This is a genomic window from Caulobacter sp. DWR1-3-2b1 (assembly GCF_049895765.1).
Classification (GTDB): Bacteria; Pseudomonadota; Alphaproteobacteria; order Caulobacterales; family Caulobacteraceae; genus Caulobacter.
The window spans coordinates 1-11,191 of the sequence record NZ_JAFCSZ010000053.1 but is presented as its reverse complement, the minus strand read 5'-3'; the positions used below and the strand labels follow the sequence as shown (position 1 = coordinate 11,191).

Annotated in this window: 10 protein-coding genes, 1 tRNA gene and 1 pseudogene; 8 read left to right on the top strand and 4 right to left on the bottom strand. The window is 61.5% G+C overall.

Annotation, left to right across the window (positions count from 1 at the left end):
* Positions 1-118 (top strand): annotated as a pseudogene (locus ACP69S_RS21540) (IS481 family transposase); the annotation flags it as partial.
* Here ACP69S_RS21540 and ACP69S_RS21535 read toward each other — a convergent pair.
* On the bottom strand, positions 115-1,401 hold the full coding sequence (locus tag ACP69S_RS21535) for a dicarboxylate/amino acid:cation symporter (protein ID WP_426000726.1): 1,287 nt from the start codon (positions 1,399-1,401) through the stop codon (positions 115-117). The pseudogene ACP69S_RS21540 and the gene ACP69S_RS21535 overlap by 4 nt on opposite strands.
* Before the next feature lie 92 nt (positions 1,402-1,493).
* Here ACP69S_RS21535 and ACP69S_RS21530 point away from each other — a divergent pair.
* From ACP69S_RS21530 to ACP69S_RS21510, 5 genes are all read left to right on the top strand, one after another.
* Positions 1,494-1,570: transfer RNA gene (locus ACP69S_RS21530), tRNA-Arg, on the top strand.
* A gap of 463 nt (positions 1,571-2,033) precedes the next feature.
* Positions 2,034-2,285 carry a helix-turn-helix domain-containing protein gene (locus ACP69S_RS21525; RefSeq protein WP_426000720.1) on the top strand — a complete coding sequence of 84 codons (252 nt, stop codon included), beginning with the start codon at positions 2,034-2,036 and terminating at the stop codon, positions 2,283-2,285.
* Between the two features lie 177 nt (positions 2,286-2,462).
* Positions 2,463-2,642, top strand: a complete 180-nt coding sequence (locus tag ACP69S_RS21520; RefSeq protein WP_426000718.1) for a hypothetical protein — start codon at positions 2,463-2,465, stop codon at positions 2,640-2,642.
* Between the two features lie 576 nt (positions 2,643-3,218).
* Positions 3,219-4,433: a type II toxin-antitoxin system HipA family toxin gene (locus tag ACP69S_RS21515; protein WP_426000716.1), complete on the top strand. Its 1,215-nt coding sequence runs from the start codon at positions 3,219-3,221 to the stop codon at positions 4,431-4,433.
* Between the two features lie 158 nt (positions 4,434-4,591).
* A complete protein-coding gene (locus ACP69S_RS21510; protein WP_426000714.1) occupies positions 4,592-4,786 on the top strand; it encodes a hypothetical protein in 195 nt (64 codons plus the stop codon).
* Between the two features lie 112 nt (positions 4,787-4,898).
* Here the strand turns inward: ACP69S_RS21510 and ACP69S_RS21505 are convergent, their stop codons facing one another.
* From ACP69S_RS21505 to ACP69S_RS21495, 3 genes are all read right to left on the bottom strand, one after another.
* Positions 4,899-6,047, bottom strand: coding sequence for a Fic family protein (locus tag ACP69S_RS21505; RefSeq protein WP_426000712.1), 1,149 nt, complete (start codon positions 6,045-6,047; stop codon positions 4,899-4,901).
* A 360-nt stretch (positions 6,048-6,407) separates the two neighbouring features.
* On the bottom strand, positions 6,408-6,548 hold the full coding sequence (locus tag ACP69S_RS21500) for a helix-turn-helix transcriptional regulator (RefSeq protein ID WP_426000724.1): 141 nt from the start codon (positions 6,546-6,548) through the stop codon (positions 6,408-6,410).
* A gap of 390 nt (positions 6,549-6,938) precedes the next feature.
* Complete coding sequence (locus ACP69S_RS21495) at positions 6,939-8,474, bottom strand: Fic family protein (protein ID WP_426000710.1); 1,536 nt, start codon at positions 8,472-8,474, stop codon at positions 6,939-6,941.
* Positions 8,475-8,567: 93 nt separating this feature from the next.
* Here ACP69S_RS21495 and ACP69S_RS21490 point away from each other — a divergent pair, with 93 nt between their 5' ends.
* Complete coding sequence (locus ACP69S_RS21490) at positions 8,568-9,221, top strand: helix-turn-helix domain-containing protein (RefSeq protein WP_426000722.1); 654 nt, start codon at positions 8,568-8,570, stop codon at positions 9,219-9,221.
* Positions 9,214-10,509: a type II toxin-antitoxin system HipA family toxin gene (locus ACP69S_RS21485; RefSeq protein WP_426000708.1), complete on the top strand. Its 1,296-nt coding sequence runs from the start codon at positions 9,214-9,216 to the stop codon at positions 10,507-10,509. The genes ACP69S_RS21490 and ACP69S_RS21485 overlap by 8 nt, the downstream gene beginning before the upstream one ends.
* Positions 10,510-11,191: the final 682 nt, after the last annotated feature.

Here is an 11,191-nt window from a genome sequence, read left to right as displayed (position 1 = left end):
CCGTCTGAAGACCCTCAACGGCCTGACCCCATACGAATACATCTGCAAAATCTGGACAAAAGAGCCCGACAGATTCAACGTCGATCCAACCCATCAAAGTCCGGGACCAAACATCTAGTCGGCGCTCGCCTTTCCGTCGACCAGCGCAGTCACCGGAACAGGGCCTCGCCGCAACTCCCGCGACAACTGGTCGCGATCCAAAGCCCCATCCCAGCGGGCCACGACCAGCGTGGCGACGCCGTTGCCGACCAGATTGGTCAAGGCCCGGCACTCACTCATGAACCGGTCGACGCCCACCAGTACGGCGAGGGCGGCAAGGGGGATGTCGGGTACGACAGCCAGGGTGGCCGCCAGGGTGATGAACCCCGCCCCCGTGACGCCGCTGGCCCCCTTGGACGTCAGCATGGCCACGCCCAGCAGACTGAGAATCTGCCAGAGGTCCAGATGTGTATTGGTTGCCTGGGCCAGGAACAGGGTGGCCAGGGTCATGTAGATGTTTGTGCCGTCCAGATTGAAGCTGTAGCCCGTAGGGATCACCAGCCCGACGACCGACTTGCGGGCGCCCAGCCGCTCCAGTTTCTCCATCATCTGGGGCAGAACCGATTCCGAGGAACTGGTGCCCAGCACGATCAGCAGTTCCTCGCGGATATAGGCCAGGAACCTGAAGATCGAGAACCCCGCGGCCGCCGCGATTCCGCCCAGCACCACCAGCACGAAGATCAGCGCGGTCAGATAGAAGGTCGCCACCAGCGCGCCCAGCTGGACCAGGGCCTCGAGGCCATACTTGCCGATGGTGAAGCCCATGGCGCCGAACGCGCCCAGTGGCGCGAGCCGCACCACCACGTGGATGAGTCCGAAGAACAGCTTGGCCAGGTCTTCCAGACCATCGGCGACCTTGTCGCCGAACTCTCCAAGACGCGTACAGGCAAAGCCTGTCAGGATCGAGATCACCAGCACCTGCAGCAGGTTGCCATCGGCGAAGGCGCCGATGAAGGTATCGGGGATCAGGTGCAGCAGATAGGCGACCATGCCCTCGCCTTCGTGGGCCTTGGCCAAGTAACCGGCGGCGATCTTGGGATCCAGGGTGGCGGGATCGATATTGAAACCCGCGCCCGGTTTGACCAGCCAGCCGACGATCAGGCCGATCACCAGGGCCACGGTCGAAACCACCTCGAAATAGATCAGGGCCTTCACCCCGACCCGCCCGAAGGCCTTGATGTCGCCCATCCGTGCGATGCCGCCGGCCACGGTGCAGAAGATCACCGGCGCGATGACCAGCTTGATCAGCTTGATGAAGGCGTCGCCCAGCGGCTTGAGCGCCACTCCGACGGTCGGCCACAGCGCTCCGACCAGTACGCCCAGCGCGATGGCGATCAACACCTGCACGTACAACGACTTCAGACGACCCAGCAGCCCCATCCCATCCCCTTCTCGGACGGGGTTCGCAAGCCCGCCATCCTGCGCTATTGACCCTGCGCCCGCGCAGCGCGCGCGGCCCGGTAGCTCAGCAGGATAGAGCAGCGCTTTCCTAAAGCGAAGGTCAGGGGTTCGAGTCCCTTCCGGGCCGCCAACTAAACTATTGAATTATATAGATATTTTTTGCGGTTGCGGAATTTTCCGATTGGAACAAAACCGGAAATTCCGGGACTATTCCGTAAGTTTTCGGTCAAAAATCCCGGAATAGTCCCTAAGCGCGTTCGCCAATTGTTTCGCTTTCGATTCTCCGGATTGGCTCTTTTCTGCAGGGCTTGAGGATCTGCGCCGCGTGGCGAAGAAAAATTCGCGAAGTACGAAATTGACGGAGCGCATCGGCGATCCCTTCGAACACGATCTGACCGCACGGTTGAGTCACTGCATCCTCCAAGTATCAGCCTACAGCGTCCAACCGCTCGTCGTTCGGGGGGGCTCACTTTATGCGCTTTATCGCATAAATCTAAGTTGTGCGATAAAGCGCATATTTCCAGATTACGCCGAAACTCACGTAGTGAACCGTTGTGCGGAATCTGCGATCAAGCGTGCTTTGGAGCCGGCAAATGTCCCTGATCGCGAGTTCGCCTGACCAACTCGGCGCGCACATCAAGAACGTTCGCCAAGAGCGCGGCCTAAGCCAGTCGCAATTGGCGAATCTGGCCGGGACGCGCCAGGAGATGGTCTCGATCATCGAGCGCGGCCATAACGGCGCGAAGATCTCGACCCTGCTCGATCTCCTGCAAGCCCTCGATCTGAATCTGACCCTCGCGTCACGTCCCAAGCCGGCCGCCACCGAAGTCATGGATATTTCCTGATGAGGGGCCGCCGAGCGGGCGCACGCGCCGCTCTAGGTTGTTACCAATAGCCGCTTGGTTGGCACTTGAATAAGTGGCCGGCGGCGCCGCCGGGAAACTAGCCACATCGCGCCTCGTTCGACCTTTGACGAGGTGTTCATCGACCTGAGTGATGAAGACGAGGAGAATCCTGGTGGCTTGAGCGCCGCCAACTATATGAAGATCACAGCCGCCCCGCCCGCCACGGCGACACGCGACCTGGCCGCCCTGGTCGCCATGGGCGCGCTCACGCGCACCGGCAGCAACAAGGCGACGCGCCATCACCTCGGCACCGCAGTGGAGCCCGCAGCGTCGCTAGAAATCGCCGACATCCTGTAAAGTCGCGGGCAAGCTTATAGCTAGCCGACAGGATAGAGTCGGGGAAACCATCGCTCCACCAGGTCGATCGGGAAGCCCAGCCTCAGGCGCGAACGGTGAGGACATCTTCTGATGACGCACTCAGTGCAACAGTCCACACCCGCACCATCTACAAAAAAAATAGGCCACATTTGGCCAATTAATTGCAGATTTCCTTATAATCGCCCATATATGGCCAATGCTAAAAACTTACGCTGAACTTTTGCAGGAAATGGGGCAGCGCATCGGCGTCCGCCGAAAGGCTCTGGGCTGGACCCAGCAGGCAGCTGCCGAACGCTCCGGGGTCAATTACCGTACATGGCGACGACTAGAGGGCATGGGGCAAGCCTCCGTGGAAGATCTCGTGAAGGCGGCGGTCGCACTGCGATGCGAGGAAGGCCTAGAGGTTCTCTTCCCCGCTCCGGTCGCCTCGACCCTTGACGAGCTACTGCGCCAGCAGAAGGCGCAGGCCCGACGACCTGCTCCCCCTCGCGCATGAAGTTGGAACCGGGTGCGCCGCTCGCGATCAACCTCACCTTCGATGAAGACCAACCGCCTATGCCGGCAGCGCGCCTGGCGATGGCCCAGGGTCTGGCTCAGTTGGAATGGTCGCCCACAATCCTGACCAGCAAGCTGCCGATCTCGGGCCTGAACTATCCGCCGGAGCCTGGCCTTCACGGAGCCCGTCGTCGCGACCTCGAAGGCCTGCATGGCTTTATCGCTGACAGCCTGCCTGATGCCTGGGGAAGCCTTGTCGCCCGACGACGGCTTGCCAAGCTGGGCGTCCGTATCGACGACCTTAGTCCCCTCGACAGGCTGGCCTTGGTCGGACGGCACGGTCGTGGCGCCATGGCGTTTGTTCCCGAAACCGCGCCCGCAGCCGAAGTTGAGACCCTGGACCTAGACATCTTGGCCACCGAGGCGACAGCCATCCTGGCCGGTGATGAAAGTGAGCTGGCGGCCACCCTGGCCACGCTGGCCAACGGATCGGGTGGCGCGCGCCCGAAAATCCACGTGGGTTTCGATCCGAGCGGCGCGATCTCCGTAGCCGAGGGCGAGGGCGAGGGCGAGGGCGAGGCCGCGCCAGGCCACACCGCATGGATTGTCAAGTTCGCCGCACCCAACGATCAGCCGGACATCGGGCCGATCGAGGCGGCTTATGCCGCCATGGCCAAGGCGGCGGGCCTTGACGTATCCGAGCACCGACTGCTTCCGGCCAAGTCCGGCCCAGGCTACTTCGCCACGCGGCGGTTCGACCGGCCCGAGCCTGGACGCCGGCTCCACATGCTTTCTCTGGGGGGCGCGATCGAGTCCCCTTGGATGCAGCCCTCCTCCTACGACCTATTCCTGCGGGCGACCTTGACCATCACGCGGCATGCCGACGATCTGGCCGCAGCCTTCCGGCGCATGGTCTTCAATATCCTGGCCAGCAACCGCGATGATCATGTCCGCCAGCACAGCTACCTGATGGACCCGGCGGGGGTGTGGCGGCTCGCGCCGGCTTACGATTTGACCTATTCGACCGGTCCGGGCGGCGAACACTATCTCGACGTCGAGGGCGAGGGGCGGCGCCCGACACGGACCCACGTCAGAGCCCTGGGCAAGCGTCACGGCTACGATAAGGCGGCAGTCGATCAGGTCATTGACGAGGTGGCCGCCGCGCTGGCCGGCTGGCCCGGCTTCGCCGACGCAGCTGGCGTCACTGCGCTTTCCAAGGCCGACATCGCCGGGGGCCACGCCGACGTGGCGCGATCATTCTTCGCTATGTCTTGAGTGGAGTCACGACGGTGGATCACAGCTCTCCAATTTCATTTGGTCGGTAGAACAATTTCAAATGGTCGCGATTGCGATTTGCCGGCCCAAGATCCCGTTCTGCCGTCAAGATCAAGTTCCCCGAAAGACAACTGGAGCGTCGCGAGGCGGCTCGGCAATTGGAGGACTTCCTGGCTCGCTACGATCACGGCGACCTTCGTGACAGCCCGGAAGCTGTCTTTTTTATGAGCTGGGCGCGGGGTCGCCTCGCGAGGCTCGGCGACGACCTGATGCTCGAAGCGCTAGAGGAGCGCTACGCCAAGGTTGGCCTGATCAATGATGCAGACATACCGTCTTGGAAGACCATGGAATAGCGCAGGCTCGTGCCGTCAGCGTGGCAACGCCTCCGGGGTAATCCTTCGGGCGAGGTCGCGCTTGTGGCCTCTCGTCATCCTTTGACGGACGCGTCCAGCCGTTCTGCTTGGTCTAGCCGACAGGATAGAGCCGGGGAAACCATCGCTCCACCACGTCGATCGGTAAGCCCAGCCTCAGGCGCGAACGGTGTCCGTCTGATGTCAGGAGGCCCAATTCTAGCAATCGAGCAACGACCGTACGCGCCGCGCGCTCCTGGTAGCCAGTCAACTCCGGAGCCCGACCACGCTCCACTTCACCAGCGAGCACAACCTCTCGCAGGATCGGGAAGCTGCCTTTGGGGAGTCGCCCGGCCCGAGTCTCGTCCTCGACATAGAGCTCCATCCGCCGCAGGAGTTCCTTCGGTTCGAGGATCGAAGCCATGTAGGCGACCTGATCGACGCAAGTTCGCAGAAAGTAGTCGCTAAACTCGACTAGGCCAGCTTGGGTGAGGTTGCCGCGTCCGTCCCGTTCACCGCGCTTGAGTCCATCGGCGGCCATCAGCAGCGACTTGTAGTTCTGCACGCTGCGAGCCAATCCGCGCGAGGCCGACCACAAGCTCGTCCCTACCCCCAACCGCTTAAGCAGGGCGTGAGACATCAGGCGGGTGACCCTGCCATTTCCGTCCAGGAAGGGATGGATCCAAAGCAATCTATGGTGGGCGGCGGCGACAGCTTGGAGCTGGCGCATCTTCGACAGGCGCGCGGGATCATAGGCGCTGTCAAAGCGCGCCATGAAGAGGGGCAGGTCGCCGGGCTCTGGCGGCTCGTGTTTGCCAACCTGGACGTGGCGCGTGCGAAGTTCGCCCGGAACGATGGCGATGCGCTCTCCCGTGTCGGGGTTCTCGGCCCAAAGCAGTTCCTCGGGCAGGCGACTGCAAAATTCCCGATGCAGCCAGCAGGCGTATTCCGTCGTGGCCGGCCAGACTTGAGGATCCTCGCCCGCATCGATGAGAGCCTGCACCTCGATATGCGCCACGGCCTCGAGTTGAAGGACGCGTTGCCTTGGCTCGGTCGAATAGTCCTTGGCGAGCGCGCGGTCGATGTCGCGCGGATGGGTGTCATGCCCTTCGATCAGGTTCGAATAGTAGCAGTTCATCGAGCGCACGAGATCGCCCACCGCTTCGCGCACCTGCGGATGGACGCGGCCGGCCAGGGCGTTAGCTTGCGAGATCAGCTCGAAACTGACGTCTTCCAGCCCCCGCTCGCCCTCTGAAGGCAGCATGGGCTCCATAAAATCCACGTGCATTTAGTCCACCAGATTTGCCGGTTACAATGCCGGATATAACCCAAGAATTTTCATAACCTTAGGACCATATATAACCAATCGCCTTGCCGGTTGGAATGCCGGTTAAGACGCCGCTTAATACCTGACGGTGAGAACGGATTTTCGCTTCGAGCCCAGACTGAAATCGTTGGCGCCGTCCGAACCCGCACTCAGCCCGATAGGTGTCTTGCGTCTCCCGTCGCCCCCGGTAGCGCTGGACGTATTTCCAGCTCAGGAGCGGTCGCCGGCCAAGGCTGATGCGCGGCCAAACTTTCCTGTTGAGTGGGTTTTGTCTCGAAATCCCACCGGATCCGCAACTCAACCGTTGATCGCAGACTCGCGCCACCCGGCGCCGTGGACGCTGATTTGGACTTGGCGCGGAAAGGTGCCGTCTTGGATCTTCCGGTAGAGGGTTGAACGGCTCAGGCCCGTGCGTTGCAGCACGGTTCCGATACGCAGGATACGGTCAGGTTCGGCAATCGCGACAAGCCACTTAACCTATTGAAATAGATTATGATTTAATACAGCTGAGAAATATTACAATTGGAACAAAACCGGAAATTGCGGGATTATTTCGTAAGTTTTCGGACAAAAACCCCGGAATAGTCGCAGAATTCTTCTCTAATTGTGTCGCTTCGATTCTGGGACGGTGAAGGCGTTCTGTTCATGGCCTAGTCGGCGAAATGGTTAGCCGGCGAAAAATCCTCGTTAGGTGTGGAGGGACAGACGATAACGCGCTACCCCACTGGCGCCCGATGAGCGCGCAGGCACTGAACCGTCTAAGCCGGTCATGGGTAAAGAGCCAGACCTAAGGGGCGGCCCGATGACCGCCCCTCAATCTCAAAGGCGTCAATCAGCCTTGGGAACGGACCGGCCGATCTGACTGGCCAGAAACTCGGTAAACGGCACGATGTTCTGGTCGACACTGGCGGCCTCCAGAGCGGCCATGTACTCGGTCCGCGACTGGACCGGGATCACGGTCCAGGGGTAGCCCGCCGCCGCCATCATGACGTTCATCAAGAAGCGGCCGGTGCGGCCATTCCCGTCCATGTAGGGGTGAATGTAGACATAGATGAAATGACCCAGCACGATGCGGACCGCTGGATCCGCCTCCTCGGCGAGGAGGTCGAAGAAGGCGGGCATGGCGTCCCGCACCGCGTCGGCATTGGGCGGCACATGGCGGGAGCCCCGCAGATAGACTGCGGCATTTCGGTATCCGGCGAGGTTTTCAGGTTTGAGGATGCCTGCGGTCACCTTCGGTGCGAACAGCTCTCGATACCAAGCGCTATGGTCACGATCGGCGACCTCTCCCGGATTCTCGCCGTCCAGAACCCGACGCACGCTGGCCCGCACGGCTTGGAAAGCCAGCCAATAGCCCCGGGCGGCCAGGCCGTTCTCAAGGTCGCGGTCTGCCCTGTCCTGCTCGGGATCCCAGTTTCCGCTGCGCACCCGCTCGATCGAGCCGGTGCTGACCTGATAGCCCTCGATCGACAGGGAGTGGTACGCGTCGGTCACGTAGATGTCGTCGACTTGACGCAGATAGGCGTCGATGTCGGTGATCTTCGCGGGCGGCGCGGGAAAGCGCCCAGGGATGTCCGCACGCATTTTCTGCCACAGCAGCCGGATGCGCTGGATGTAGGGCGAGGCGTCACGACGGTAAGGCACACGCGCAACCTGATCCTTGAAGGGATCCGTCTCGCGCGCATTGTAGTCGGCCGCGCGCATGCCAGACAGTATGTCGTCGGCTTCGCGGTCGCGACCAATGTTCCGGAACGCTCCTGCTAGGCGACCGGCGATAGCTGTGTGGCCGCCGCTCAGCAGGCGGGCCAACAAGGCCGAGGCATCTCGCTGAGTCGAGAGAATGGTGCGCGCTTCGGTGGGGTAGTGCTCGAAAAACGATGGCTGCGCGGCGATCAGCGCCGCCTCGGGCTTAAACAGCCTGAGGCCGGTCAGTTGCACGACGTCATCAGGTTCTGGAAGCGTGTGGGCGCCCTCGAAAAGAGAGGTGCCGTGGATGAAATTGGTGACCTGGTTATGCGCCCCGCGCGCCCTGACAAGCAGTTGTCGGGGGACGCTGGTGTTCCCCGCCTGCAGGACGAGGGACTGCTCCGGCGTGAGCGACCACTCCGTTCCGAATCTCTCGGTGAGATAGTCGCGACAGAAATCCCAGAACGAAGTGTACCAGGCGGTGCTCTCATCTGGTCCAGCGCCGGGACACGCCGGGATGTACCAGCCCTTGATCACCTCCTGCAGAAAGCCGTGCTTGAGCAGCCGCTCGCGAACCGTGCGCGTCAGATCCTTCGAGCGGATCGCCATGCGCCCCGTGGCTTGAACTGTCTTCAAGGCCTCCAGCGCGTTGGCGAGTTTTTCGTTCGGCGTGGGCATGTAGCTGGTCTCCGCTCTTGAGTCCGAGATTCAGCCGTAGCATTGATCGTGTTTGATGTTGCGCGGATAATAGTTTTTTATGCTGTAAACATAATGGTTTTTTATGTTGCGTGCGGAATAGTTTTTTGTGCGGCAGAGGCGGTATGCAGGCCTGAAAAGTTTCGAGAAAAGTTACCTTCTTGGAAACGATGTGAAACCAGACGCGATGGCTTCGCGTCTTCAGTTTGTTTCCTTGACGAAGGGCGAAATGGAATGAGAAATCCATTATCCGTAATTCCGGATAATGGAGGATACTATCCGACATATCGGATTTATATGGACTTCAGTCTAGATGTTAGGTATCCGATATTCTGGATTCTTGCGTCCACATATCCGGAATATCGGATGAGAAATGACATCTTTCAGCAATTGGGCGGGGCTCTAAAAGCGGCTCGCCGCTCCAGAGGCCTAACCCAGGATCAACTGGCCAAGCGGCTGGGGCGCGAACAGGGCCGAGTCTCAGAGCTCGAAACCGATCTTTTACGCGGGCGCCTGGGTAAAGACCGCCTGACCTTACTGGCTGAAATCTGCGACGCCCTCGATCTGGTTCCTGTCCTGGTCCCGCGAAGCCAGGTGGGCGCGCGGGCGGGCAAGCCCCCCCCTGTTCAAGGTTCCTGGGCGCACCATACCCGTAGCGCGCCTCGTTCGACCTTTGACGAGTTGTTCATCGACCTGGGTGATGAGGACGAGGAGAGCCCGGGTGGCTAAGCAGGCCGCGATCCTGGGTGTCTATCTGCTCAATCAGCATGGCGCCCCGTTGCGCGTCGGGGCGCTGACCCGCGATGCGATCGGCGCAACGGCTTTTTTGCCCGAGGAGGCCTGGCTGCGAGACGAGGCGCGGCCGATCCTCAGCCTGACCTGGCTCACGCCCAACGACCCTGGCGAGACACGCCAGCGACTGGATTATCGTGGCGACAAGATCGGCCTCTATGGCGGCCTGCCACCGTGGTTCACCGGCCTGTTGCCAGAGGGCGCGCTGCGCGGCCTAGTGATCAACGAAATGGGACCGGGTGATCACGACCCCTTCGACCTGATCACGCGACTGGGCGCCGATTTGCCGGGCGCGGTCTTTGTGACGCCCGACAATGCGGAGGCGCCCGCCTCTGCTGGCCCGCTGCGCTGGGATCAGGTTGCAGGCTTTCGCACGCCCGTGCCCGACGGCCAGGTGAAGTTCTCCCTGGCCGGCGTGCAATTGAAGTTCATCGCCGCCGAGGATGGGCAACGCTTCACCGCCCCAGCCCGCTCTGGCGAAGGCCGCTACATCCTCAAGCTGGCCTCCGCCGCTCATCCCGGCCTGCCTGAGGCCGAATTCACAGCGATGAGCCTGGCCAGAAGCCTGGGCGTGCGCACCGCCAACTGTCGCCTCGTCTCGAATGAGGCCATTGCCGCCGTCCCGCCTGAGATGCTGGTGGGCGAGCAAGCCCTGGCCGTCGAGCGCTTTGACCGGATCAACGAGGGTGGCCGCATCCACATCGAGGACGCGGGCCAGATCCTCGGCGCCGTGGGCGAGCGCAAATACACGGCCAACACCGAAACGGTCCTGAACATGATCGCCCGCTTCAGCACCGACTGGCGCGACGACGTGATCGAGGGCTTCCGGCGACTGGTGGCCGACATTCTGCTGGGTAACGGCGACAACCACCTGAAGAACTGGTCGTTCATCTTTCCCGCGCCCGGAGAGGTTCGGCTCTCGCCAGCCTACGACATTGTCCCCACCGTCTTGTTCACACCGCTAGACGACACGTTGGGCCTGCCGTTCGCCAAGATCCGCCGGTTTGGTTCGGTGCGTCTGCATCACTTCCGCCGCGTGGCGGAACATCTGGGCCTCGATCCAGACTGGATCGCCCGCGAGGTGCGCGACCACGTCGTCCAAGCCCTCGATACTTGGCCCCAGGCGATGGCCGACCTGCCCATCTCCCGCGAACAGGCTCAATTTCTGCAAGCCCGTTGGCCTGAACTGGCGCTCGTAAAAGAAAGCCGTCCCAGGATGACCTGAGGTTCACCCCTCACAGAATGGCGCGCGCATCCGGGATCTTTGCGCTCAAGCCACCGCCGCCCGGTGGCCCGCATACCCCGTGCAATTGCTCCATAACACTTCCGTTGTTATCGAGCACCGCAGCCCCACGGAAATGGGAAGCGCCAGATCGAGTCTTTGTTCTCGCTTGGGGTGCTGCGCGACCGTGGCAAGGCCAGAGTCTGGGGTGTCAAACGGCGTTCAAAACTGACCCCCGATCAGCGTCCAATATTTGGACGCCGATATCCCCGAGAAAGGGATCACTTTTGCAAGCCGAAACACACATAAATCTCGTTTATGCGTAAAAGCGCACACTTTGGGTGTGCCGAAACTGCAAATTTCAGCTTTATGTGACTTCTGCGGGAAGATCTCCTCAGAGGGGCGAGTGTCCCTGATCGCACCTTCGCCCGCCCCCGACCGCGTGCTCTTGGGGGCGATAGCCCGCACGCTCGCCGATAGCTCGGCGTCAGGGACCGTAGTAAGGCTGAATGTGCAGCGCTGCGAGTGAGAGAAGCCTCATCCGCTGGACGAGGTCCGGCCCTTACAATGCGCATTCCACGGCATCGTGGGCGCGTATTCCACGGCATCATGGGCACGATTTCCACGCGATGGTGGGCACGGATTCCACGGCATCGTGGGCGCCCCTGCTGAGGGGATGATGGAG

What these genes read in the sequence shown, in the direction of transcription:
- ACP69S_RS21515 (WP_426000716.1), top strand. Translation starts at nt 3,219, where the DNA reads ATGCCGGCAGCGCGCCTGGCGATGGCCCAGGGTCTGGCTCAGTTGGAA.
- ACP69S_RS21505 (WP_426000712.1), bottom strand. Translation starts at nt 6,047, where the DNA reads ATGCTGCCTTCAGAGGGCGAGCGGGGGCTGGAAGACGTCAGTTTCGAG.
- ACP69S_RS21495 (WP_426000710.1), bottom strand. Translation starts at nt 8,474, where the DNA reads ATGCCCACGCCGAACGAAAAACTCGCCAACGCGCTGGAGGCCTTGAAG.
- ACP69S_RS21525 (WP_426000720.1), top strand. Translation starts at nt 2,034, where the DNA reads ATGTCCCTGATCGCGAGTTCGCCTGACCAACTCGGCGCGCACATCAAG.
- ACP69S_RS21490 (WP_426000722.1), top strand. Translation starts at nt 8,568, where the DNA reads ATGGTTTTTTATGTTGCGTGCGGAATAGTTTTTTGTGCGGCAGAGGCG.